Source organism: Acinetobacter sp. UBA3025, from assembly GCF_002367915.1.
Classification (GTDB): Bacteria; Pseudomonadota; Gammaproteobacteria; order Pseudomonadales; family Moraxellaceae; genus Acinetobacter.
Map to the genome: position 1 here is coordinate 1 of NZ_DFDO01000098.1, position 24,410 is coordinate 24,410.

Annotated in this window: 22 protein-coding genes; 18 read left to right on the forward strand and 4 right to left on the reverse strand. The window is 42.6% G+C overall.

Going from position 1 to position 24,410, the window contains the following annotated elements:
* Window positions 1-127: 127 nt before the first annotated feature.
* The 5 genes from B4J23_RS03855 to B4J23_RS03875 are packed head-to-tail and all read left to right on the forward strand — an operon-like array spanning window position 128 to window position 7,033.
* Window positions 128-961: a C39 family peptidase gene (locus tag B4J23_RS03855; protein WP_005234137.1), complete on the forward strand. Its 834-nt coding sequence runs from the start codon at window positions 128-130 to the stop codon at window positions 959-961.
* Between the two features lie 38 nt (window positions 962-999).
* Entirely contained in the window at window positions 1,000-2,253 is a 1,254-nt protein-coding gene (locus B4J23_RS03860; protein WP_291358795.1) for a hypothetical protein, read from the forward strand.
* A gap of 12 nt (window positions 2,254-2,265) precedes the next feature.
* The gene (locus tag B4J23_RS03865; RefSeq protein ID WP_291358796.1) at window positions 2,266-3,930 is read left to right on the forward strand and encodes an OmpP1/FadL family transporter; all 1,665 of its coding nucleotides are present in this window, start codon (window positions 2,266-2,268) and stop codon (window positions 3,928-3,930) included.
* 7 nt (window positions 3,931-3,937) lie between these two features.
* The gene (gene filE / locus B4J23_RS03870) at window positions 3,938-5,086 is read left to right on the forward strand and encodes a putative pilus assembly protein FilE (protein ID WP_291358797.1); all 1,149 of its coding nucleotides are present in this window, start codon (window positions 3,938-3,940) and stop codon (window positions 5,084-5,086) included.
* A 21-nt stretch (window positions 5,087-5,107) separates the two neighbouring features.
* Window positions 5,108-7,033: a hypothetical protein gene (locus B4J23_RS03875; RefSeq protein ID WP_291358798.1), complete on the forward strand. Its 1,926-nt coding sequence runs from the start codon at window positions 5,108-5,110 to the stop codon at window positions 7,031-7,033.
* 45 nt (window positions 7,034-7,078) lie between these two features.
* Here the strand turns inward: B4J23_RS03875 and B4J23_RS03880 are convergent, their stop codons facing one another.
* A complete protein-coding gene (locus tag B4J23_RS03880; protein WP_166136775.1) occupies window positions 7,079-7,627 on the reverse strand; it encodes an NUDIX hydrolase in 549 nt (182 codons plus the stop codon).
* A gap of 123 nt (window positions 7,628-7,750) precedes the next feature.
* On the opposite strand from B4J23_RS03880, the gene B4J23_RS03885 reads away from it, so the two are divergent.
* The 13 genes from B4J23_RS03885 (at window position 7,751) to B4J23_RS03945 (ending at window position 19,286) form a co-directional block, all read left to right on the forward strand.
* Window positions 7,751-8,365 (forward strand): CoA pyrophosphatase, encoded by a 615-nt coding sequence (locus tag B4J23_RS03885; protein ID WP_004783401.1) that lies wholly within the window; start codon window positions 7,751-7,753, stop codon window positions 8,363-8,365.
* A gap of 14 nt (window positions 8,366-8,379) precedes the next feature.
* Entirely contained in the window at window positions 8,380-8,910 is a 531-nt protein-coding gene (locus B4J23_RS03890) for a gamma carbonic anhydrase family protein (RefSeq protein WP_180003086.1), read from the forward strand.
* A gap of 140 nt (window positions 8,911-9,050) precedes the next feature.
* Window positions 9,051-9,716, forward strand: coding sequence for a tRNA (adenosine(37)-N6)-threonylcarbamoyltransferase complex dimerization subunit type 1 TsaB (tsaB, locus tag B4J23_RS03895; protein ID WP_180053744.1), 666 nt, complete (start codon window positions 9,051-9,053; stop codon window positions 9,714-9,716).
* Window positions 9,717-9,732: 16 nt separating this feature from the next.
* A complete protein-coding gene (locus B4J23_RS03900) occupies window positions 9,733-10,557 on the forward strand; it encodes an undecaprenyl-diphosphate phosphatase (protein WP_034705726.1) in 825 nt (274 codons plus the stop codon).
* Window positions 10,551-11,369 (forward strand): class I SAM-dependent methyltransferase, encoded by an 819-nt coding sequence (locus B4J23_RS03905; protein WP_159124259.1) that lies wholly within the window; start codon window positions 10,551-10,553, stop codon window positions 11,367-11,369. The genes B4J23_RS03900 and B4J23_RS03905 overlap by 7 nt, the downstream gene beginning before the upstream one ends.
* Window positions 11,370-11,493: 124 nt before the next feature.
* Window positions 11,494-12,894 carry a C13 family peptidase gene (locus tag B4J23_RS03910; protein WP_291358799.1) on the forward strand — a complete coding sequence of 467 codons (1,401 nt, stop codon included), beginning with the start codon at window positions 11,494-11,496 and terminating at the stop codon, window positions 12,892-12,894.
* Window positions 12,895-12,933: 39 nt separating this feature from the next.
* The gene (gene fghA, locus B4J23_RS03915) at window positions 12,934-13,770 is read left to right on the forward strand and encodes an S-formylglutathione hydrolase (RefSeq protein WP_291358800.1); all 837 of its coding nucleotides are present in this window, start codon (window positions 12,934-12,936) and stop codon (window positions 13,768-13,770) included.
* A 160-nt stretch (window positions 13,771-13,930) separates the two neighbouring features.
* Window positions 13,931-14,977, forward strand: coding sequence for a YjgN family protein (locus tag B4J23_RS03920; protein WP_291358801.1), 1,047 nt, complete (start codon window positions 13,931-13,933; stop codon window positions 14,975-14,977).
* Between the two features lie 12 nt (window positions 14,978-14,989).
* Complete coding sequence (locus B4J23_RS03925; protein ID WP_291358802.1) at window positions 14,990-16,129, forward strand: M48 family metallopeptidase; 1,140 nt, start codon at window positions 14,990-14,992, stop codon at window positions 16,127-16,129.
* A gap of 263 nt (window positions 16,130-16,392) precedes the next feature.
* Entirely contained in the window at window positions 16,393-17,079 is a 687-nt protein-coding gene (gene rpe, locus B4J23_RS03930) for a ribulose-phosphate 3-epimerase (protein WP_034170624.1), read from the forward strand.
* Between the two features lie 629 nt (window positions 17,080-17,708).
* A complete protein-coding gene (gene sugE / locus B4J23_RS03935; RefSeq protein WP_159124254.1) occupies window positions 17,709-18,026 on the forward strand; it encodes a quaternary ammonium compound efflux SMR transporter SugE in 318 nt (105 codons plus the stop codon).
* A gap of 69 nt (window positions 18,027-18,095) precedes the next feature.
* Entirely contained in the window at window positions 18,096-18,578 is a 483-nt protein-coding gene (locus tag B4J23_RS03940; RefSeq protein WP_180159281.1) for a methylated-DNA--[protein]-cysteine S-methyltransferase, read from the forward strand.
* Between the two features lie 33 nt (window positions 18,579-18,611).
* Window positions 18,612-19,286 (forward strand): nuclease-related domain-containing protein, encoded by a 675-nt coding sequence (locus tag B4J23_RS03945; protein WP_291358803.1) that lies wholly within the window; start codon window positions 18,612-18,614, stop codon window positions 19,284-19,286.
* A gap of 19 nt (window positions 19,287-19,305) precedes the next feature.
* On the opposite strand, the gene B4J23_RS03950 is transcribed toward B4J23_RS03945, so the two are convergent.
* The 3 genes from B4J23_RS03950 to paaZ all read right to left on the reverse strand — a co-directional run bounded on the left by B4J23_RS03950 (window position 19,306) and on the right by paaZ (window position 24,198).
* Complete coding sequence (locus B4J23_RS03950; RefSeq protein ID WP_208462672.1) at window positions 19,306-20,241, reverse strand: tRNA dihydrouridine synthase; 936 nt, start codon at window positions 20,239-20,241, stop codon at window positions 19,306-19,308.
* Between the two features lie 200 nt (window positions 20,242-20,441).
* Window positions 20,442-21,881, reverse strand: coding sequence for a spinster family MFS transporter (locus tag B4J23_RS03955; RefSeq protein WP_291358804.1), 1,440 nt, complete (start codon window positions 21,879-21,881; stop codon window positions 20,442-20,444).
* A gap of 205 nt (window positions 21,882-22,086) precedes the next feature.
* Window positions 22,087-24,198, reverse strand: a complete 2,112-nt coding sequence (paaZ, locus tag B4J23_RS03960; RefSeq protein WP_291358805.1) for a phenylacetic acid degradation bifunctional protein PaaZ — start codon at window positions 24,196-24,198, stop codon at window positions 22,087-22,089.
* Between the last annotated feature and the right edge of the window lie 212 nt (window positions 24,199-24,410).

Here is a 24,410-nt window from a genome sequence, read left to right on the forward strand (position 1 = left end):
AAAAATAAAAAAAGACTGTATTTTTTTGAAAAAGAAGGTATCTTTCTAGTTACAGGGAAGTAGAGTGAAGACTCTATAAAAAGAAAAATTAGGCACATCATGCCAATGATAAGAAAAGTAAAAGAATATGTTAGAGATTGCATTGGGCTCGGCATTGATGTATTACGCTGCCAAAGAAGCTCTGGATATTAAAAAACAGCCACCAGGCGCTGTTCACTATACTGAAGTTCTTGATTCAAGAAATGATTCTTTCGTACGTATGCACCGCGAACATGTGGAAGTCAAACCTGCACTGTTAGACCAGTTTCAGGGGATTGTGCGTCAGGCTTACGATTATAGTTGTGGTTCAGCAGCACTTACGACTTTATTAAATGGCTATGTGGGTACTCGGCTGGATGAGCAGCAAGTCATGAATGGCCTAATGAAATTTGGTGAAACGGATAAAATCATCGAACGTCGTAGCTTTTCCCTTCTTGATATGAAGCGTTTTGTTGCTGCCTTAGGCCTGGAAAGTGGTGGCTATCGCGGAGAATTTGAAGATCTGGTTAAACAGGGACAACCCGCCATTGTTCCTATTTCCTATGCAGGATTTAAACATTTTGTCGTGTACAAAGCTTATAAAAATGGACGGGTGTATGTTGCCGATCCAGCACTGGGTAATATCAGTTTTGATGAACAGCGATTTAAGGAAGTTTGGGAAAACAATACTTTATATTTAATTAATGTTCCTGAACAATATCGAAAAAACTTTTTGGCATTAAAAGATTCGGATATGCGTCATGTCGAAGATGCAACCATTAACCGTTATGCTTTAGTTGATATGCAGTATCCACAGTTCTATATGGATAAAATTGCCGATAAAGCATCGACTATCCGTATGGATCGTAACCGTAATGTAGATTCAGAAAAATTTGGGGAATATCAATATAATTTTCTCAGACTTTATTACAAGAATAAATAAAACGAAAAGATGGCTATAGAAAAATTAAAAATGGTGAAATGGATATGAACAGTAAATGGATGAACAAGACATTCTTGGCGCTCAGCATTCAGATGGTTATGGGAGTGGCATGGGCTGCGGATGAGCCTGAACTGGGTGAGTATGAAACGGTTGAGGAAGAAGTAGTCGAGACTGCTGCATCCATTGATATTCAGCCTGAACCAGCAGCAACTCAAGCTGTAGCAGAGCCTGAACTTGGGGGGTATGAAACAGTTCAGGAGGAAGCTGTAGCAGAGCCTGAACTGGGAGGATATGAAACCGTTCAGGAAGAAGCTGTTGTTGAAACAGCTGCACCTGTTGAAGCTCCAGCCACTCAAGCAGTAGATGCATCTCAAGCCTTACAGAAAAAAGAAGGAGATGCTACTCAGGAAGCAAGTCTAGAAGAAGTATTTACTTCAAATGAGCGTCAATACTCACTTATTAAACAAGGCGAAATTTCATCCTATTACGATATTGATTATACCTATTATCGAGATACACAACTCGATATGGAAATGGCACAGGGCCAGCTGTATCAGCTCCGTGTTCAGGAAAATGCAACACATAGCCTGACCAATACTTTCACTTTTCAGTACGGGGTGAAAGATAACCTGACCTTAACAGCTTCCTTACCTTTAGTTGCTAAGACAGATTTATTAAAAGATAGCTCTACAGCAGGATTAGGGGATATTAGTCTAGGTGCACGTTGGGAGCCATTTCCTTTAAAAGCAGGTCGTTTACCACTTATTTTATTTGCCAATTTGTCGACTAAAACAGGTGATAGCCCATATGAAATTAATGCAGCAAAAGATCTGGCTGCAGGTAAAGGATATTACTCAGCCGGTGTGGGGGCGAGTACACGTAAATATATTGATCCAGTGGTGCTGTTTGCCTCAGTTTCTGCAAATTATGGGTTTAAGGAATCTGGCTTAGATCAGCGTCGCGGTACACGAATTATTGAAGAGTTTGAACCAGGTATTAGTGGTGGTTTTGCTTTCGGTTTCGCTTATTCATTTAACTATGATGTTTCCATGACTATGTCATATCAGCAAAGCTTTAATACTGGTGCCGAATTTAAGTATCACACGGGTGAAAGCTATTCAGCCGCTGATCAGACTAGCTCGACTTTTGCGATTTCTTTAGGGGTGCGTGTATCCCCAGAAACCATTGTAAATGGTACGGTCGGATTGGGGCTGACCGAAGATGCACCAGATGTTTCACTGGGACTTTCATTCCCACTTGATATTTTAGGTTTCGGTAAGAAATTCAGTTAATAGGGGTGTCGTATGAAAAACATTCGACTTAGCCCGTTATTAACAGGAATTATTCTTGCGGGCTGTTCAAGTTATACCTTTGCACAATTAGGGACCAACCTTTCTGTTGACCTGCGTGCATTGTCTATGGGGAACGCGGTTACTGCAGATCCGCCAGGAGTGAATGCAATTCACTTTAACCCGGCTGCATTGGCTAAAATTGAAGGTTTACAAACCGAACAGCAAATTATTGTTGCGAATTTTGATATTCAGCGTGAATTTACGGTTCCTGCTGGATATAACGTGTTTGGTTATTCAGATGATCCAATGGTCTGTAATGATGGTCCTGAAGTATCTTCTGATTTATGTACAGATTTTAAAGGCCCAGTGAAGGGTGATGTAGAGTATGTCAGTCTCTACGTACCTATCCTGAAAAAAATGGTGGATTTGGGTGAAGGCCTCCCGATGGCAGCGCCTACCATGGGGGTCTCTTATAAACCACCAGGTTCTAAAGCAACTTATGCAACTGCCGTTTATGCACCACTAGTGGCAGGTTTTGGTCATGAAGATGGTAATCCTGCCAATTTTATGGGACAACAGGTTGCTCTGGAGCGGATTACATATTTATCTCCATCAATTGGTTATGAAGTCAACGACCAGCTTTCAATTGGTGCTTCAATCGGGATGTCTTATCAAGCCATTGCCATGAAAACAGATTTACGTTTTCCCAATGAGCTGATTGGCATGTTGCGTATGATTGATGAAGTCGTATGTACACCATTTAAAGAAAATTCTGACATCATTACTGACATCTTATTGCTAGGGATCTGTAATGCTGATGAAGGGATGAATCCATTTGGTAAATTTGGCCAAATGCAACTTTCATTAGAACAAAATTTAAGTCCAAGCTATAACCTGGGTATTCTATGGGAACCAACTGAAGATTTCAGTTTTGGTATGGTTTACCAGAGTGCTGCCAAAATGCGCTTAAAAGGTAAATATCATATCGATAATGCCAAAGCACCACAGGAAATGATTAAAGGTCTGATGACCTCTCCAACTGGCCAGATTTTAGCTGCAATTCTTGGTTTTCCAAATTATATCCCTTCAAGTGAATCGGGTCTGGTTTCCATGGATTTCGAATACCCAGCTCACTTTCAGGCGGGGATCAAATATAAGGTAATGCCAGATTTGCAGGTCAATTTTGATATTGGCTGGACAGATTATGCTGCTTGGGACCAATTCAAGTTTGAGTTCGACCGCACCCTTTCTGCCTTGAAGATTGCCAAACTGTTATCTGCCAATGTAACGGATTCTTCACTTGCATTACCGCTTGGGTTTGAGTCGCCATGGAACTTCGGGATCGGAGTAGAGTATTCAGCAACGGACCGACTGAAACTTCGTGCTGGTTATGAACCACGTACCAGTGCCATTCCAAAAGATAAACGCAATACCATGGTACCGATTAATGGTGCACAGCTATTTGGTTTAGGAGTGGGCTACCGTTTTGACGCAGATACGGATCTGGATCTATCTATTGGTTTCTTACGCAGTAAAGATAATATTCCAGCAAATACCAGTAGCCTAGCGAACCAGACCGGGGTAAATAACCTGTTACTGAATCCATATGCAGGCTTGAATGTCAAAACAGATACCAAGATCACAATTTTAGGTTTGAACTATCGCACCCGTTGGTAAGGAAGAAATGATCAGAACAGGGAACTTAGGGATAAAAATGGTACTGGCATTAAGTCTGGTACCATGGTCTTTTTATACAAATGCCAGAGAGTTTATTACGATCATTGGGCCCGATGGGCGACCATTAGTTGTGCCACGTCAAAATAATGAGCAGAAAGAAACAACAAAAAACCAAGCGGCCACTACTCCGAAAAAATTGACTACGCCCGTTACATCTACTGCACAGGATCTGAAAAAATCCGAGCCAAAGGCGGTGGAAAAAAGTGTGACAACAGGTGAGCAAAAAAATAATATGGTTGTACAACCAGTACAACCAGTACAACCAGTACAACCAGTACAACCAGTACAACCAACTAAACACGTTGAGTCTAGATTACCGCAGCACTTACCACCAGTGACACAGCTTCAAACCCCTGAACCTGTCATTCAGGCAGTACCTGATCCTGTTCAAAAACAGGGTTTCAGTCAGGTTGAAGGGGTGGAATATGTGGATAGTGAATATCTGGAAAATAAAGAATTTAATCTGGAAGGTAAAAAACGTTTCTATAGTATGCCTGAAGGGATAGTTGATAAAAATATTGGGTCAACACGTGTACAGACGATTGAGCGTGAAAAAGGAGTGGGACAGTCGATTATAAAATCCTTGTTTCAACAACCTGTCGTAGATTCTGGTCCTATTGTACTGGCTCAAACCTACTATCGTATTTCTCAGCCTGAATCTGTAGAAAGCTTAGGTAAGCAGTGTTTTAAAGATAAAAAAGTTAAGAATGCGAAAGAGATTAGTGCAGGTAAATCCATTAATCTGTGGCCACGGGCACCGCTGAAATCAGATGAGTTTGATTATGAAATTGTGAAGCTAAAATCTGATATTAAAAATATTCAGATTCAGTCTTATGCTTCCCGTCAGAATAATCCTGCCTATTACTGGCCATTTGTTGTATTTCTGGATGAACGAGGCTGTGTTTTAGAAGGGGCGGGCGGTTTTAAAAATCAGGAAGCACAAGCCAATATTATTCAACATGAGAAGATACAGGGAATTATTCAGATTCCTGCGCAAAGCCAATATGTATTAATGACCCCACTCGCTTCAGCCATAGATGTTGAAGACAAGATGCTGACAAATTATGGACAACTAAAGCTAGTCGCCATTCGATAAGGACGATTCGAGTAGAATAAGATGAAAAATAAAATATTATATCCATTTGCTTTCACTGCTTTATTTGCCGCCCTCAGCGGATGTGGAGGTGAAAGTGCGAATGTTATACCAGAACAAAATGATGAAGCCACCACGAATGGTTCCTGCTCTGCTACTGCAACGAATTGTCTGGAATGGGGGCTTGAATATCCAATTGATGGTCTTAACTTTAATTGTAGTGGTGATAAAGAAAATACTTTCATTACTTTATTTGACCAAAATGATGGTGTTGCCTCAGGGACTTGTCAAAAAACGGATAGCATTGAATTTTATCTAAAAAGTTTTAGTGATACCAAAATCAAATTGGGTACTGTCAAGCTCTCTGAATATATGAACCTCAGTACATCGAGCCAATTACCCCGACTAAGTGTACTTGATATTGCCAAGGGAATTACCGGTCGTAATATTGCCAGAATCGAACAGACAGATCCAACCGTACAGGTGGCGATGAAACTGGTCAAAATCTGGCAAGCTCTGGCACTAGGAAGTGGTCGAATTCATAGTCCAACAGATGTACAACCTTTATATATTACAGAGGATATGCGAACAAAGTTAGGTACAATTAATCAAAGTATTAGCCTGACAGATGCAAATTTAGCAGAAACCCTTAAACCTTTTATTGATATTAGCCAGATTAGTGATGATCAGGCCTTTGAAGTCGTAAAAAAACTGGCCAATATTGCCAGTGCAGCAGTATATCAACCAGAATTTTCTCTGTTCTCAACTTCAGGCATTATTAGCAGTAACTTGACTGGTTCTGATGGTCTGGCGGGTTGTAATAAATCTGTATGTGACATTAAAGATAAAACGACTAAATATTTATTTGGACATTTTATCCTGATTACAGACCGCCAAGGTTATACCTTCGGCAGTGGACTACAGTGGCGTGATACTCAGCTAAAACTGGGCTCTAATAATCTGGGATCTTTGGGTGGCATTAATGCGGAATTGATCCGTAAGGTCAAACCACAGCAAATTACTGCAGTACCGCAAACCAGTTGGATTAGCCCTGCAACGAGAATGCTTTCATCAAATGCACCGTATAAAATGAATGTGGCTAACAACAGCAATCCATTAGAAATTTACCAAGGCCGTTTGCTGAGCGATTATGTGATCGCCGGTAAAGAAGCATTTTATAAGATGGCCACAGGTAAAACTGAACTCAGCGATGCTGATCGTGCCAGTCTTGGCTTATGGCGTTTTAATGCCGATGATGACAACTATAGTGGCTCAATTGATCTTTATAAAATTTTCCCGATCAGCTATCTGGATCGTCAAGTCTTTAGAACAGCTGAAAATGTAGAGCCAGGTGAAGAATATATTTTCCCAATGTATGGCAACATGGAGTTTAAATTTAGCGAAAACTCAATTAGCCCTATTATAGTGGGTGTTGTGATTGATAGTAATGGTGATGTACGTACCAATATGCAGTCCGCGAGCAATCTTGCAACTGATAGCATTAATGGTTGCCAGGGAGATATCTTACCGGCTGGACTTAAAGACAATAACGGCGTTCAACAATATCGTCTCGGTACCTTAGGCCGTGCATTTATAGATGAAAAGACAGTATCTATGCGACTGGTCTTCGCTGATCCTGTATTTGGTTCATTAAATGGTGCTCTGGTGGGTATGAACTCCACAATTCAGGCTTCAACCAATACAGATGATAAGATTGTGATTGGTGGGGCATTACTCAATTTATCTAATGTATTGAATGGAACCAGTCGTGTGGGCTTTACCAACTCAGCTGGAGAAAGCGTAGGTTGGGCGAATACTTATGCCAGCTTCCAGAAAGTCTATAACAACAATAATACTGATGAAACGACGGAGGAGACCAATCTGGCCAAGCTAAGTGGCGGAAGTGTTTCATTTAAATTAGCGGATTGTTATAGCATCAAAACCAAATAATGAAAAAAGCCCATCCAATGATGGGCTTTTTTATAAAAAGACATTTTAACCTGTGTGATCCAAACGAGTTCCCAAGGTCTCAAGATGCATCGGGAAGTTATTGGTTTTACGGTCTTCAAAATAATGACGGAGTGTATGTTCTACACTCGGGAAAGCCAGTTCACTCCAGGGAATTTCATCTTCATCAAATAAACGTGCTTCAATGGTTTCTTCACCTGCACCAAATTTTCCATCAATCAGTTGAGATTTAAACAGGACATAAATCTGGCCAATCCGCGGAATATTGTACATGCAGTACAGCTGTTCAATATCTACTTCAGCTTCGGCTTCTTCACGGGTTTCACGTGCTGCGCCCTGTTCCATGGTTTCAAACAGTTCCATATAACCGGCAGGGAGGGTCCACAGTCCATAACGTGGTTCAATTGCACGGCGGCAGAGCAGAACTTTATCTTCCCAGAGCACCAATGCACCGCAAATCACTTTTGGATTAATGTAATGAATATATCCGCATGTAGTACAAACCTTGCGAACCTTCTGATCGCCTAAAGGAATTTTCTCTGTTGTTTTATGTCCACAGTTCACACAGAAGTTCATATTCATCATCAATGATAACAGTAAGGTCAGGATAACTGAAAAATCAAAATTTGGCATCATTTCTATCCCGCCAAATCAAAAATCAGCTATGATGAAATTATAGTCGCATAGGGAGCTGAATGAATGGATGAGCTGGGATTAATACAACGCTTGCAGAAACATTTACGATTTTCCAAACGGATTCAAACTGCACAGGCTGCTGTATTAATTGCGATCACAGATGAAGCTGATCCCAAAGTTTTGCTGACACGTCGTTCAGCTTATATGAATAATCATGCAGGGGAAGTCTCTTTTCCAGGGGGTAAACGCGACCCGCAAGATACCAGTAATATTGTAGTGGCTTTGAGAGAGGCGTATGAGGAAACGGCGCTTAACCCATTTGATGTGCATCTGATCGGGGATCTCCCGATGCAAAAGGCACGTAACGGGATGCTAGTTAAGCCTGTGGTCGGTTTAATTCCGCCTACCATTCAACTTATTCCTCAGCCGACGGAAATTGACCGGATTTTCTTTGCTTCCTTGCAGCATTTGCTGGAAGCCCAGCCGATGCCTTATGAAGTGCGGTTTGCCCAGCAGTCTTTATATTTTCCAAGTATGCGGGTGGAAAATGAGATTGTCTGGGGACTGACCGCACGTATGCTAATTTCATTATTTCAGTACGGGCTTGACTATAAAAAAGACTGGCCATTTTTACTTAATTCACCTGCGTTTAAACGCTCAAAATTTTTTAACCGTTGAACAGGATTTCAGCCATGTTATATCAATTTCAGGGACATTCACCAAAAGTAACGCATCAGCCATGGGATGGTTGGGTGGCACCTACAGCGACGGTCATTGGACAGGTTGAATTAGGTAAGCAGGTGAGTGTCTGGTTTGGCGCCGTTATTCGTGCCGATAACAGTAAAATCCGTTTAGGTGACTTCACCAATGTTCAGGAAAATGCGGTGCTACATACCGATGCTGGAATTGAAATGAACATCGGGAATTATGTGACCATTGGTCATCAGGCCATGCTGCATGGCTGTACCATTGGCGATAATAGCCTGATTGGAATTCAGGCAGTGATCTTGAATCATGCCGTGATTGGCAAGAATTGTATTATTGGTGCCAATGCTCTGATTCCAGAAGGGAAGGTGATTCCTGATAATTCGGTGGTAATGGGCTCACCAGGCAAAGTCGTGAAAACTTTAGATGAAGCCAGTATTCAGAAACTGAAAATGAGTGCCATGCACTATGCTGAGCATTTCCAGAAATTTCAGGACCTGGAAGAAGTACAGCTTTAGGCTGTTATCTGAATAATGTCCTCAGTTAAGCCTAGAATTTTCTAGGCATTTTTGTATCTGGCTTGGGAAAATCTCGCCTAGAAGATATGAGTGGAGTATTATATTCGACGTTTTTTATATTCTCTGAATTAAGGTTGTGCATGAAAGTGCTGGCATTGGAGACTGCCAATGAGCAGTGTTCCGTCTCTGTGATCGATGATACTCAAGAACTATTTTTTCAGCTTGATGCGCGCGCCAAGGCACAAACGCAAACTATTCTCCCAATGATTGAACAAGGCCTCAATGATCTGGGCTTGGCTGTATCTGATCTGACAGCAATTGCCTTTAGTCGTGGCCCGGGATCGTTTAGTGGTGTTCGTATCAATGCGGCTGTGACCCAAGCTTTGGCTTGGTCAAATGATCTGCCTGTAATTCCGGTATCCACTTTACAAGCTTTGGCGCAAGCGGCATATCGTTTGCATGGTTTAACTACAGTAACTGCCGTACTGGATGCACGGATGAATGAAGTCTACGTGGCCAGTTATCAGTTAGATGCTCAAGGGATTATGCAGGCTGTTGATGAAGAACAGCTTTTGAGTTATGAACAAAGTGCTGAAGCAGTAAAATTTACTGTGGTGGGTTCAGGTGCCAATCTAGTTCAAGAAACAGCATCTGAATATAAAAATGTCAGTGCAACAGCGCAGGATATTGCCATGATTGCGCGTGCAGCAGCAAAAACAGAAAATTGGGTCAGTGCAGAATTGGCACTTCCGGTATATTTACGTGATAACGCATGGAAAAAAATTCCAGAACAAGGCAAAGCATAATTAATCAGGATTAAGCATGGATCTTTTACTGCTGCTGAAAGCAGCAATTATGGGTATTGTTGAAGGTATTACTGAGTTTTTGCCTATTTCCAGTACTGGGCATCTGATTTTGGCTTCAGAATTAATGAATTTCTGGACTAAACAAAAAAGCGATGTTTTTGTCGTCGCAATTCAGATGGGGGCAATTGCCGCGGTTATTTATGAATATTGGGCACGGCTTTGGGGTGCAGCAACCGGGATCGTAAGTGGTGAACCGCAAGGACGCCGTTTAGGGATTGGCCTGATTCTGGCCTCTATTCCCATTGTGCTGATTGGTCTGACCCTAGGGCAAACTGTAAAAGAACTGCTATTCAATAATATTGCAATTGCCATTGGCTTGATCGTCGGTGGTCTGATCATTATCTGGATTGAAAAGAATCCACCTAAGGTACGTGCCCAGGAAGTTGAAGATCTAACCGTAAAAGATGCGATCTGGATTGGTCTGATTCAGGTCTTATCCCTGATACCGGGAACTTCACGTTCAGGTGCGACCATTATCGGGGCGATGTTCCTTGGCGTATCACGTAAGGCTGCAACTGAATTTTCATTCTTCTTGGGGATTCCGGTTATTATCGGTGCAGGCCTGCTCGATCTGTATCAAAGCTATGATGTTTACAGTACCACAGAAGACTGGACGGTTCTGGCAGTCGGTATCATCGTATCGTTCATCTCAGCGCTTTTATTAATCCGTGCCTTGGTAGCCTATGTGGCAAAACGTGATTTCATGGTTTTTGCCTGGTATCGCATAGCCTCAGGTTTACTGATTTTATTATTTGCCTTTACAGGTTGGAGATTATGGTAAGCACGATTCGCTTATATACCGAATCTGAGTATCAAGAGAAAGCACAGCACTTCGAGGCTGTGCTTTCTTCTCGTGGTGTAGAGGTTAGTATTGAGGTTATTGAAAAGCTGAATGCACGTTTCTTGCGTTTACATCCCGAACTGGCCCTGTGTGTTGATGCTGACGGCCTATGGCTCTGTGCCAATGGCATGAAAATGCAACCAGATTGGCAAGCAGAAGTAGGGCGCTTAAAACGTGCCTCTTTAAAATCGGAAATGATTGCTCGTGCTTGTAACCTCGGAGAAAAGCCGACTCTTATCGATGCGACAGCTGGGCTAGGTCATGACAGTCTGTTGATGGCACATTTGGGTGCTCAGGTGACCTTGGTCGAACGACATCCTATTTTATTTACCCTGCTTGAAGACAGTCATCACCGAGCGAAAAAGGATACTTTTCTAAGTTCGGTGGTTAACCGGATTCATCTGGTTTTTTCAGATTCTGCAGACTATCTGAAATCACAGGCTGAGCAGAATGCGGTCGTCGATGTGGTTTATCTGGACCCGATGTTTCCACAACGCGACCAGAATCAGCAGGCACCGAAAAAGCAGGCACAGGTGAAAAAACAAATGCAGTTATTACATCTGCTTTTACCTGAAGATGGTGAAATGGATCTGGGAGATAATCTCTTAGAATTGGCACAAAAAATTGGCAAGCGGGTGGTGGTGAAACGTCCTCGTCTGGCTGTATTTTTAGCTGGAAAAGAACCAAATCATCAATGGTCTGGTGATGCTTGCCGTTTTGATGCCTATTTTCAGCATGAACTGGTTACTTAATATGAGAATTGCTTCAAAATAGATCAAGGATTTGTTATATATTTAAAAATTGGCATTGATAAAACTTATATCAAGCATAAACTTATTGGGCACATTAGCGAGCCACTCATCTCCCTGAAATCATATGATCGACTTTAAACCCTCCATCAATTTTTGGCACGATTTTAAAAGCAACCAAATTGCCGGGATGTGGTTATTTCTGGGATCTCGGCGTTCGCTGCAACTGGTACGTCCATCTATTCTGCAACTGGTGTTCTGGGGCATTTTGGGCGGCTGTGCTAACAGCCTGTTTAGTTGGCTTAGTTCTGGCCGTATGGGAGATTTCAACTCTCAAGGTCTGATCAGTTATGCGCTTTGGCCCTTTATTGCCTTGATTGTCGGGATTTTCTTGTCCCAGCGGGTGAATAATCCTCGTCTGATGCTGGTGCCAGCACTGCTCTGGCTAGTGCTGGATACGCATATCATGCTGTTCCAGAGCCTGATCCAGTATCTGGGTGATCTGGATTATCTACCCTATATTTTCTACGCTTATATTCCGACCCTGTTTGTCATGCTATTTGTCTGGCAAAGTCTGGCTGTGGTCTGGGTGATTTCACGTGAATTAAAATGGCCGTGGTGGGAACGGGCACTGATTATGCTGGCTACCCTGTTTACTTTGGTGGTGTGGCAGATTTCGGTGAAAGATCAGCCAATCTGGAAAGTTGAAGAAATTCCACCAAGTTTTGCTGAAGATGCTTTCTATGCTCAGCCGATCTTGCTGAACAAGGCGTTAGATGCAATTGAATATGGTGAATTTGCACAGTCACACTGGTACTTTATGGGTGTTGCTGGCGCGAGTTATCAGGATGTATTCTATTCAGAAATAGAACGGATTAAAAAACAGTTTGATACCCGTTTTGGCACTTTTGGCCGTTCGATTATGCTGGTAAATCATCCGGCAACGCGAACTGAAATTCCACTTGCTTCCAAAACCAGTATGGAATTGGCCTTGCGCCGTATTGGCCAGCAGATGAACCGCGAAAGTGATGTGCTGTTCTTGTACATGACCTCACATGGCTTGCCAAATGAATTTGAAATGGAAAATGCACCGCTAGACCTGGCATCAGTCGATCCAAAATGGTTGCGTGATATTCTAGATGCTTCAGGTGTGCGTTGGCGAGTGATTGTTATTTCCGCCTGTTTTTCAGGAAGCTTTGCTTCGGCTCTGCAGAATGATAAGACCTTGATCATTACTGCTTCTGCTGCTGACCGTCAGTCATTCGGTTGTTCGAACGAAGCTGACTATACTTATTTCGGCCGTGCTTTCTTTGATGAGGCCATGCGTGAAAATAACAGCCTGAAAGCCTCTTTTGAGCAGGCTAAGACTACAGTGGCTAAATGGGAGGCAGCTCAAGGATTTGAACCTTCAGAACCACAATGGGTAATTGGCAAAAACATGGAATTGATGTTACCACAACTGGAACAGCGTCTTTTCCCTCCAGCGACGACCACTTCAGCATCTCCGTCTGTCGCTTTGACTCCATAAACCAATCTACAACTTTAGAAAATAGAAAAAGGAATGATGATGGAACTGGTACAGAATAATCGAAGCTTTGAGGGTGAACAGCGGATTTATAGCTTTGAGTCTAAAATATTAAAAAAACCAACCAGATTTGGAATCTTCCTGCCGCCACAAGCTCTGGAAGGCCAAAGTTGTCCTGCTTTGTTCTATTTAGCTGGCCTGACCTGTACTGAAGAAACTTTTGCAATCAAGGCACATGCCCAGCGTCTGGCGGCCCAGCTTGGTCTTATTCTGATTACACCAGACACTTCTCCGCGTGGAGATGATGTTGCCAAAGGGGATCACTGGGATATCGGGCAGGGCGCTGGATTCTATATCAATGCCACTCAAGCGCCATGGGCTGAACATTATCAGATGGAAAGCTTTATTATCGATGAGTTGTATAAACTGGTGTGTGAAGAGTTTGTAGTGCAAGCAGATAAGATCGGGGTTTTCGGTCATTCCATGGGGGGACATGGCGCTTTAACTTTGGCTTTTAAATACCCGGAAAAATTCTGTTCAGTTTCAGCATTCGCACCGATTTGTGCACCAAGCCAATGTCCATGGGGTGAAAAGGCATTCTCGAATTATCTGGGCGAAAACCGCGAAGAATGGCTGAAGCATGATGCAACTGCGCTGGTTCAGGAAAAAGGTGCACTGTTTAGCGATATCCTGATTGATCAGGGCTTTTCTGACCAGTTCTATAGTCAGCTGAATCCGGCTTTATTTCAGCAAGCCTGCGATGCTGTGAACCAGAAATTAACCTTACGTGAACATCAAGGTTATGATCATGGTTACTATTTTATTCAAAGCTTTGTAGATGACCATCTACAATTCCATGCCGTGCAATTAAATCCATAAGCCAAGCAACACAAGCGAAGCAAATTTAAAAGTACAATGAAACTCCAAAGATAGGTCATATTTTTGGAGTTTTTTATATGAATATCAAATAAATATAATAAAAATGGTATATAAGTTGCTATTCAAAAATCAGGTAGAACCAGTTGCAGTTAAGAACACGATGCACAATAAGCCTGAACCAGAGATTGACCAGCCATCACCTTCACTAGAAAAACACAGCTTCCGATTTCATGGCAGTGCCACTGAATATTTTGGAATCTGGATGGTGAATCTGATGTTAACCATTATTACGCTTACTTTGTATAGCCCTTGGGCAAAGGCACGCCGTATCCGTTATTTCTACGGTAATACCCAATTGTTAAAACATCGCTTTGACTTCATTGCCATGCCAAGCCGAATTCTGCTAGGTCGTCTACTGGCATTGGAGCTTTATGTGGTGACAGTGATCTTGACCAATTATTCCATCTTGGCCACCAGTTCATTATTTCTGATTGCTGCAATCTGCCTACCTTGGTTAATTCGGATGACTCTGAAATTTAAGGCCCGGAATAGTAAATATGGTAATGTCCGGTTTCATTTTAGTGGAAGCAATCGGGAAGCCTATAGAGTCTTATGGCTCGCGATATTGGTCAACATTTTTACCCTGTTTCTTTTCAGCCCAGTGGTGATCTGGCTATACAAACGTTACTGCTTTAATCATTTATCGATCGGCCAACTTCAGTTCAGCTTGGGGATCAAATGGTCTAAATTTATGTCAGCAGTCTATGTTCCCTTATGTCTGTGTCTGCTAATTGGTATCGCATGGATCGCAGCAATCGTTTACTGGGTCGATTTGATCGGTACAACCCTGTTTACCTTAGGTGTTGTGTTGAGCTATCTGTTTTGCCTGGCCTTGGTCTGGCCGATGATCTCTGCACGCTTATATATGTATACCTGGAATCATGTAGAGCTTGGTCAAAGCTATTTTAAAACCCGGGTAACGACATGGCGCTATAGCTGGATTGTACTCAGTAACTGGATAGTGCGTGCACTCAGTTTGGGACTCATGACCCCTTGGGCGAGCATTCGTTTATATGAATATCAACTGGCTAACCTGGAGCTTTATCTGGCAGAGGACGAAACTAATCTAGAAAATATCTTGCAGCGTGATCCAAATGCTATAGCCGATGAAGTACTGGATATCTTTGATTTCGATGCATCGTTATAGGGGGCAAGTAGGATGAAGCGACCTGTTGAAGTCAGATTTTATGATGGGGTTTTGGCCGAAGCCCAGCGTGCATGGATTGTCCCTGATCAGCAACGCGGGATTGCCCTAAAGCTTAGTGAAGAAACACCCAAGCAAGTGAGCGAGGCTGACTTTTATTTTAGTTATCCTGATATGGCGTATATTGGCGGGGTCGGGAGACGTAAACCGATTATCGAATTACCTGAAGATCGCCGGATCGAATTTTTGACCAAAGCACCGCATTGGCTGAAGATTAAATCCAAAGAAATCTATCATGCCATATGGAAATTTGAACGTTCTCCACTCCTGATTTTCTTCTCGATGATTATCGTGATATGTGCGGTAATTTTTATTCTTAAATGGGGAATTCCATATACGGCCCAGCAGCTCGCTCAATTACTTCCCGAACAGACCTTGATCGAGGTGGGAAATCAAACTGAGCAGAAATTAATTGAGCAAACTGAGCCATCCAAGCTCTCCGCAGAGCATCAAGCACATCTAAAAAAATTGTATGAACAAAAAATCGCGGTAGGGCAACCTGCAAAGATTATTTTCCGTCAAGGCGGAGAAACCATGGGACTTAATGCAGCTGCGATTCCGAACAATACCATTATTGTCACCGATGAACTGGTCAAGCTTAGCGGTGCAGATGAAGAGGTTCTTGCAGTACTGGCGCATGAACAAGGTCATCTGGTACAAAAACATAGCATGCAAAAAGTGATTTCCAACCTGGGTGCAGCAGGATTATTTGCCTTGGTAACAGGAGATTTAAGTGATGTGGTGGCGGCATCTATAGCGGTACTCGCCGATGCGGGATATTCACAGGCGCTTGAACTTGCTGCGGATGATTATGCCATGCAACATTTGCATCAACAGCAGATCTCCAGTATTCATCTGTCGAACTTTTTGCAGCGGGTTGAAAACGCTAGAATCCTAGCAGAGCAAAATAAAACGATAAAAATGAAAAACTTTACCCTGAATATTGATGGAAAAGAACGACAAATTACCGAGTCTGAACTGAAATGGTTACGTTTGATTGGAAAACTCAAAAAATATCTGGAATCGCATCCCGAGCTGGACAAAAGAATTGAACGGATTCATGCATTCGAAGAAAAAATGAGTCAACCTGTTTAGCCCTAATATTGAATGCAAAAACTCATATCTCTATATTCTGAGGATCAAGGCATGTTTAGCCTCGATTTTTTGTTGATGGATATGCGAGTTTTCCTGTCTCAATTAATCATCTTCATCTTAATTTTCATCCAGGTCAAATGATGTTAAGCACAAATACTGTCCAGCGTTACATAGCATTGTATTCACACAACATCCAAGTCACAGTAGCAGGACTGGATTTGGTATAATGAGAAAAATCCAATTTTACTTAGCCAGGTCCTTTCATGTCCAAGCCTTATTTAATTGCACCTTCTATTTTGTCTGCCGACTTTGCCCGTTTAGGTGAAGAAGTTGAAAATGTACTTCAGGCCGGTGCAGACGTTGTGCATTTCGATGTTATGGATAATCACTATGTACCCAATTTAACCTTTGGCGCAGGTGTATGTAAGGCACTGAAAAAATATGGTATTCAGGCACCTATTGATGTGCATCTCATGGTGAAACCTGTAGATCGCATGATTGGTGACTTTCTGGAAGCAGGCGCAGATATTATTACGTTTCATCCGGAAGCATCTGATCATATTGACCGTTCTTTACAATTGATCAAATCGGGTGGTGCTAAAGCCGGTCTGGTATTTAATCCAGCGACACCATTGCATTATCTGGATTATGTACTGGATAAGGTTGATCAGGTATTGCTAATGAGTGTGAACCCTGGCTTTGGTGGACAGAAATTCATTCCAATGACTTTGGATAAATTACGTCAGGCGCGCAAGATCATTGATGCTTCAGGTCGTGATATCCGCTTAGAAGTAGATGGCGGTGTGGGACCAGCAAATATTCGTGAAATTGCAGAAGCTGGTGCAGATATGTTTGTGGCCGGTTCAGCGATTTTTGGCAAGCCAGATTATAAAGCTGTGATTGATGAAATGCGTAGTGAGCTGGCTAAAGTCGGTCAAATCCAACTTTAATCTCTAAAATGTTTAAGGTGCATAAATCTGTGGATAACTTTATGGATAAGTGTGTAGATATCTATGTTGATAACCATATGGATATGTTGCATATTTTGTAATCGTTTGTAGCCTGATTGATTGCATCTTAGACAAAATTTGTATAAAAAGAACTCAATTGGAGTTCTTTTTATATATGCCAGCCCTTGATTTTAGTGATCGTTTATTCATCAAAGGTTAATAATCAAGCCAAACAAAAAGTGATCAATAGGTCTTAGTTTTGTGTTTCATTGTGTAAGATCTCCACGCTATTTTTAAATTTAATTCATGTGCATAACTTAATAATATGGACTTATTCCTTGTTTGTTTTTCTTACTCAAGTCTCTGTAATGTCATAACACGATGTCCCGTGTTGGCGTTCCTTAAGATAGGCTGAAATCTTCAGGTTGTCCTGAGCATTTGAGTAAGACATGGTTAAGTTAATTCTCATTCAGTCAAATTTTGTAAACGGCAGTTTGGTTTTACTGTCTGCTTTTTTATAAAATGTCTATTTTTTAGGGGGAACGACCTCCCTTGTTGAATAAATTTATAAAATTCAACAAGAAAAATCGTCAGGACGGCCTGACTCTGTTAATCAGGAGGAGGGTGATATGGCCTGGATTATACTTGTATTCGCTGGGCTATTTGAGATTGTCTGGGCCTATTCCATGAAGCTCTCAGAGGGTTTTAGCAAACTCACACCGAGTATTTTTACGATTGTTTTTATGGTGCTTAGTTTTGTATTACTGGCCTATGCCATGCGTACTTTGCCTCTAGGAACTGCCTATACCATCTGGACGGGCATTGGCGCAGTCGGCTCATTTCTGGTCGGTGTTATAGTTTTAGGTGAACCTGCTTCTGCTATGCGTATGCTGGCTGCGGTGCTGATTATTTCCGGACTTGTTTTGATGAAATTATCCTCCTCCTAAGAGCTGTTGAGCAGTTCTGATTTCGAGTAAAATAAAAACTGGCAAGCTTGATTCTGTAGGAGTAGGGCCATGCAACTCAGTTATATTTATATGGACTCGCCTGTAGGACAGTTGCAATTGGTCGCCAATGAAACGGCACTGGTGGCTGTACTCTGGGATTGTGAGAAACCGAATCGGGTTAGATTGGCAACTCTGGTAGAAGATCCACAGCATCCCGTGTTGATAGAAGCTCAGCGTCAGCTTCAGGAATATTTTGCCGGTCAACGCAGTACTTTTGAGCTCCCTTTAGATTTTGCCGGTACTGATTTTCAGAAAAAAGTCTGGCAAGCCTTGCTGAATATTCCTTATGGAGAGACCCGAAGTTACCGGGAAATCGCTGAACAGGTCGGTAATGTTAAAGCAGTACGCGCCGTGGGTGCTGCTAATGGTAAAAACCCGATCTCGATTATTGCACCTTGTCACCGGGTGATTGGCAGTAGCGGTAAGCTGGTAGGCTTTGCAGGCGGTCTGGATAAAAAAGAAATTCTGTTAAATATTGAGCGAACCCATTAAGATCAAAATCATAAAATTAATGAAAATTAAAATATGGATCAGTTCGCAACACAAATCTTAGGCCAACTCTGGTCGAGTTTATGGTGGGTTCTTCTACTTTTTATTGGTTTGATCGTTTTTAAGTTATTTAAACCATTTATAAAAGGAAAGCTGGGAGAATTCGCTGTTGCCACGCATGTCAAACTTTATCTGAAAGACCCTGAGTATCGATTATTAAACGATTTGACTCTTCCTGATGGAGAAGGGAGCACCACACAAATTGATCATCTCTTATTAAGTCCTTATGGCCTGTTTGTGATTGAAACCAAAAACTATAAAGGCTGGATCTTTGGTGGCGAGCGACAAAAGACCTGGACGCAAAAACTTTATAAAAATAGCTATAAATTTCAAAATCCGATTCATCAGAATTATAAGCACATCAAAGTTCTGGAGCAGTTACTGGCTGATATTATTGAGCCAGACCAGCTGCATTCTGTGATTGTATTTATGCCAGATGCGGAATTCAAAACCCCAATGCCGAATTATGTATTCCGAGGTGCAGGTTGGACAGATTATGTAAAAAGCTTTAATCAGCGAGTTATTTCTGACACCAAGATTAAACGTATCCAGATTCGCTTGGAGAAGGAAGTACTAGAAAAATCCTGGAAAACCAACCGTGAACATGTCGCAAATTTAAACAGGCGAGAATCCGAACAAAAAAGCCTTTGAATCATTCAAAGGCTTTTTCTTAATTTTTCGAGGCTTTTAGCTTTTCAGTAATTTCAATCAGCTGTTTAATCCGTTTGACCTCATCCCAGAGTGCTTTAGCTTCAGGATAATGCTTGGACATCATACCCAGCCATTGTTTGTAACGGCCGACCATATTCATTTCCTTTTTATAGGAACCATTCAGGAAACGGATTTGCAGTTCCAGTAGTTCATTCCAGGTGATGAGCGGCTCATCAGAATTCTGGCGAATACATTGGGTCAGATCAGGTGTAGTGACCGCACCACGGCCAATCATCAGGTCTTCACAGCCCGATTCTAGCTGACATTGCTTCGCATCGGTATTGGTCCAGATTTCACCATTGGCAATGACATTGATTTTTAAGGCTTCACGAATTGGTTGCAGCTGATCCCAGAAGGCTGGCGGAGTATAGCCATCGGCCTTGGTCCGCGCATGAACAGTGACCCAGGCCGCTCCAGCATCTTCAATGGCATGGGCATTTTCCATCATGAAGTTGCGATCCATATAACCCAGACGCATTTTCGCCGAAACCGGGATATGTGCGGGCACTGCATCACGAACAGCTTTGACCAGTTCATAAACGACTTCAGGTTCATCTAGCAGTACTGAACCACCACGATGACGGTTTACGGTTTTGGCTGGACAGCCGAAATTCATGTCAATTGCAGGGGCGCCCATAGCAGCGACTTTCACTGCATTGGCTGCCAGCATTTCCGGGTTATTTCCCAGAAACTGTACATGCACCGGTGTACCGGCAGCAGTTTTGCCGTCATTTAACAGTTCAGGGCAGTAGGTGTGATAGATATGATCCGGCAGCACCGAATCCGTGACACGAATAAACTCGGTGACACACCAGTCGAAGCTCCCGACGGATGTCAGTACATCACGCATAATCGGGTCAGTTAAGCCTTCCATGGGTGCAAGAACAAGTTTCAACGGTCAACACCTGTGTTAATTCGAAAAACGGTGTTATACGGCTTTTTGGGGGGAAAGTCCAGGCAGTTTAATTTTCATATGAATTGCAGAAAAAGATTGATGGTGAATGAGTATCTATTGATCTTTTGTGATCTAAATAAAAAAACCTTAAATCGACTGATTTAAGGTTTGGATTTCAATCTTAAAAATCTAATATTGTCTTAATCGATTAGTTTTTCGACTTTCATACTTTCACGATAATACTGACAGCCTTTATACAGCAGGAATACACCGATTACACCAGCTACAGCATTGACGATAGAAATCGAATTACCCACCATTAAGGTATTTTCATAATATCGGTCTGTAATCAGCGCCACAGCAGTTGTACCCACACCGAGTGCAATCAGGTTAGAAATCAACAGGAATTTGGCTGATACCTGAGAGCGCAACTGGTTCGGTGTCAGCATCTGGGTAGCAGCGGCTGATGCTGGAATCGGGAAGGTGGAGAAGAACATCGCCACAAAGATCAGTGCGAATGAAAGCTGCATATTGTCGACTTGGGTAAACAGCACGCTTGGAATGATCAGGGCAGCACAGCCAATTGCACCGGCACGGATTGCTGCATCGCTATAGCCACGTTTAGAAAAGAAGTCGATGAGCCAGCCACAGAATAGGGCGCCTGAAGTATTTGCGACAAGAATAATACTTCCAAGGATATATCCGGTCTGGCTTGCATCCAGGCCAAAGTGACGCATGTAGTAGGCCGGTGCCCAGCCGAGCAGGGAATACAGCATCATTGTGTAGAAAGAGAAGCCAATAAAATGACAGAAGAAAGTTTTTTTATGGGTTTTGATAAAACCTATAGAATTTTTAAAAGATGCTTTAACTGCGACACCATTGGCATCCATTTTGAGGCCTTTACGTTCTGGTTCACGTACGGTCAGAATCATCAGTAAGGCCAGCAATACACCCGGTAAACCGACAATCATAAAGGTTAGCTGCCAGGTTTTGATCTCACCAATCATTGGTAAAGTGACAAAGCTAACATCTTTGAGCAGACCAATCACATAACCGCCAATCAGGAACGCCAGTCCTGAACCGATAAAGGCACCAATGGCATAAACACCCAGCGCACGGCCTAGTTTATGTTTAGGGAATAGATCCGCCACGATTGAGTAAAAAGCAGGAGATAGGGCTGCTTCACCTGCACCGACACTGAGGCGAGCCAGGAACATCTGGATAAAGTTTTTGCTGAGACCGCAGGCTGCAGTTGCCAGACTCCAGAAAGCAATCCCGACCGAAATAATTTTCACACGGGATTTTTTATCGGCTAGTGCGGCAATTGGTACGCCCATAAATGCATAGAACAGAGAAAAGGCCAGCCCTTGTAACAGGCTGAACTGGGTATCACTCAGCATTAGGTCAGCCTTAATCGGTTCAATCATCAGGGATAAAATCTGACGGTCTACGAAAGACAGAATATAGGCCACCATACAAATGATCACCACATACCATTGATAGCTGCTACGTTCTGGAGCTGCTGGTGGAATTTCTGTAGCTACCTGTTCAAGGGTAGGCGTAGTAATTTTTAGATGAGAATCGAGTGGTTGGACGTCATTGTCAACCTTATTTATGACCATTGTTTTTTCATTCATCATGCAACATCCTGTGCAAGTTATAGTGATTGGTTTATTTGATACAAATTTAATTATTTTTATTTTTAATATGTATCAGTTAATCTAATCTAGGAGTAATTTGCACAGTCGTCAATATGCCTGGATTAAAAAGATACAATTATTTTTAAATAAATAAAAAAGGGAATCAAATGGATTCCCTTTTGCTTTAAGTGTCTGAAAATAGTGCTTAAGCGGCTTTTTCTACGAGAGTCAGGATGTCATAAGTCGCGACTAGTTCATTGCGCTGGTTTTTCACTTTGATGTCCCAAACCACGACACCATGCGGTTTTTGCTCATCACGCAGTGGTTTTGGTGTTTTCTGCTTGCAGGTCAGTTCTACCTGAATGGTATCACCAATTTTCACCGGTTCTACGAAGCGAAGGTTATCCATACCGTAGTTAGCAATGACAGGACCCGGAGCGGCATCAACAAACAGACCAGCAGCGGCAGAGACAATGAAGTAACCATGTGCGACGCGTTCACCGAACAGGGATTCCGCAGCCGCAATCTTATCCATATGTGCATAGAAGTAATCACCACTTAAACCACCAAAGTTGACAATATCAGCTTCAGTAATGGTACGGCGTGCAGTCAGCAGGCGTTCACCGATCCGCAGTTCATCAAAGGATTTCTTGAATGGATGCACGCGGTCTTCAAATACCTCCGCACCCGCAGTCCAGCTATGACCGACCTGAGTCAGCACATTTGGTGAGCCTTGAATAGCAGTACGCTGCATATAGTGTTTCACTGCACGCAGACCACCGAGTTCCTCACCACCGCCAGCACGCCCCGGACCACCATGCACTAACAATGGCAGTGGTGAACCATGACCGGTACTTTCCTTAGCGCTTTCACGATCCAGAATATGCACACGACCATGCCAAGGCGCGATCTTGCTGAGTAGCTGTTCAATATTTTCATCATGGTTACGCACGATTGAAGCGACCAGACTGCCTTCACCACGAGCTACTAATGTTGCCAGTTGTGGTAGGTCACTATAGGGCATCAATGTAACCACTGGGCCAAAGGCTTCGATATTATGAATCTGTTGGGCCTGTACCGGATCTTTACATAACAATACTGTTGGTGGATAGAAAGCAGATTTTTCCGGATGTGCGACCTGGATGGCAAAGTCCTGGCGCAGGTGGCTACCCATGATGATTTCAGCTTCCTGTGCCAGTTGTTCTACCTTAGCAGCAACATCATGCTTCTGTTTAACGCTGGCCAGAGCACCCATGGTTACGCCGTCCTGTGCAGGATCACCGATGACTACTTTTTGTAGTTTTTCAGTCAGGCGCTGCTGTACAGTATCGAGTAATGCTGCTGGCACAAAGGCACGACGAATTGCAGTACATTTTTGTCCGGCCTTGGTCGTCATTTCACGGAAGACTTCACGCACAAACAAGTCAATGGTTTCATCGTTGGCTTGCTGGGTCAGGATGGCGCTGTTCACCGAATCGGCTTCCATGCTGAATGGAATGGAGTGGGCATTCAGGTGTGGATGTGCACGTAGTTTCTGCCCGGTAGCAGCCGAGCCTGTGAAGGTTATTGTATCCTGTGCATTCAGGTGATCAAACAGGTTGTAAGTCTGTCCGCAGATCAGCTGCAGAGCACCTTCTGGCAGTAAATTACTGGCTAAAATGTCTTTAACCACTGTATGTGTCAGTTCTGCGCCTTCTGTTGCCGGTTTAACAATACATGGCACACCGGCTAGTAGAGTAGGTGCAATTTTTTCCAGCATACCCCAGATTGGGAAGTTAAATGCATTAATATGCACTGCTACACCGGCTTTGGGGCTCAGGATATGTTTGGCACCAAAGCTACCCTGTTTGGATAGTGGTATCCAGGCATCTTCAACCAGTGCCGTTTCATCGCTGAGTTCACGGCGAACCAGACTTGAATAGGCAAACAGGGTGCCAATCCCACCTTCAATATCAATCCAGGCATCTTTGCGGGTACAGCCAGTTGCGGCTGCCAAGCGGTAATAATCTTCCTTACGTTCCAGTAAATATTGTGCCACCTGTTTCAGGGCGTTGGCACGCTGGTGGAAGGTCCAGTGGGCAATGGCAGCACCTTTCTGTTTGGCATATTGCACTACGTTATGCATGTCGATGCCGTGACTGCTGACTTGATAAATCGCTTCACCGCTAATGGCGTGATAGACCGTACGCAAGTCATTTTGTGCGCTATGTTCACCACCTAAAACCAGTGAACTCAATACTTTAACTTTAGCTGAGTAATTCGCCTGTGTGTCGTCCTGAAGATCCGTGCTCTGGGTAGTGCTGTCCAGTTCCAACATTGTATAACTCCATTTATGATACGTTGTTGAGTTTATTTTTGCTTTTGATGTTTCATAAATTGCAATCAAAAAACTTAAATGTCAATCATAATCCGCAAACAAAAAAGTAACTTTGATGTAATTAAAAAATTAAAAACAATAAATACAATAACTTAATAAAAAATGCTTTTGAAAAATATATGATACTTAAAAATAGTATTGATTTTATATTT

Bases quoted from the DNA above. Each gene is read 5' to 3' on its own strand.
- B4J23_RS03940 (WP_180159281.1), top strand. From the start codon at position 18,096: ATGCAACTCAGTTATATTTATATGGACTCGCCTGTAGGACAGTTGCAA.
- B4J23_RS03955 (WP_291358804.1), bottom strand. From the start codon at position 21,881: ATGATGAATGAAAAAACAATGGTCATAAATAAGGTTGACAATGACGTC.
- B4J23_RS03865 (WP_291358796.1), top strand. From the start codon at position 2,266: ATGAAAAACATTCGACTTAGCCCGTTATTAACAGGAATTATTCTTGCG.
- B4J23_RS03885 (WP_004783401.1), top strand. From the start codon at position 7,751: ATGGATGAGCTGGGATTAATACAACGCTTGCAGAAACATTTACGATTT.
- B4J23_RS03945 (WP_291358803.1), top strand. From the start codon at position 18,612: ATGGATCAGTTCGCAACACAAATCTTAGGCCAACTCTGGTCGAGTTTA.
- B4J23_RS03875 (WP_291358798.1), top strand. From the start codon at position 5,108: ATGAAAAATAAAATATTATATCCATTTGCTTTCACTGCTTTATTTGCC.
- B4J23_RS03880 (WP_166136775.1), bottom strand. From the start codon at position 7,627: ATGAACTTCTGTGTGAACTGTGGACATAAAACAACAGAGAAAATTCCT.
- B4J23_RS03900 (WP_034705726.1), top strand. From the start codon at position 9,733: ATGGATCTTTTACTGCTGCTGAAAGCAGCAATTATGGGTATTGTTGAA.
- B4J23_RS03925 (WP_291358802.1), top strand. From the start codon at position 14,990: ATGAAGCGACCTGTTGAAGTCAGATTTTATGATGGGGTTTTGGCCGAA.
- B4J23_RS03890 (WP_180003086.1), top strand. From the start codon at position 8,380: ATGTTATATCAATTTCAGGGACATTCACCAAAAGTAACGCATCAGCCA.
- B4J23_RS03920 (WP_291358801.1), top strand. From the start codon at position 13,931: ATGCACAATAAGCCTGAACCAGAGATTGACCAGCCATCACCTTCACTA.
- B4J23_RS03910 (WP_291358799.1), top strand. From the start codon at position 11,494: ATGATCGACTTTAAACCCTCCATCAATTTTTGGCACGATTTTAAAAGC.
- sugE (WP_159124254.1), top strand. From the start codon at position 17,709: ATGGCCTGGATTATACTTGTATTCGCTGGGCTATTTGAGATTGTCTGG.
- paaZ (WP_291358805.1), bottom strand. From the start codon at position 24,198: ATGTTGGAACTGGACAGCACTACCCAGAGCACGGATCTTCAGGACGAC.
- B4J23_RS03905 (WP_159124259.1), top strand. From the start codon at position 10,551: ATGGTAAGCACGATTCGCTTATATACCGAATCTGAGTATCAAGAGAAA.
- B4J23_RS03855 (WP_005234137.1), top strand. From the start codon at position 128: ATGTTAGAGATTGCATTGGGCTCGGCATTGATGTATTACGCTGCCAAA.
- fghA (WP_291358800.1), top strand. From the start codon at position 12,934: ATGGAACTGGTACAGAATAATCGAAGCTTTGAGGGTGAACAGCGGATT.
- filE (WP_291358797.1), top strand. From the start codon at position 3,938: ATGATCAGAACAGGGAACTTAGGGATAAAAATGGTACTGGCATTAAGT.
- B4J23_RS03860 (WP_291358795.1), top strand. From the start codon at position 1,000: ATGGATATGAACAGTAAATGGATGAACAAGACATTCTTGGCGCTCAGC.
- tsaB (WP_180053744.1), top strand. From the start codon at position 9,051: ATGAAAGTGCTGGCATTGGAGACTGCCAATGAGCAGTGTTCCGTCTCT.
- rpe (WP_034170624.1), top strand. From the start codon at position 16,393: ATGTCCAAGCCTTATTTAATTGCACCTTCTATTTTGTCTGCCGACTTT.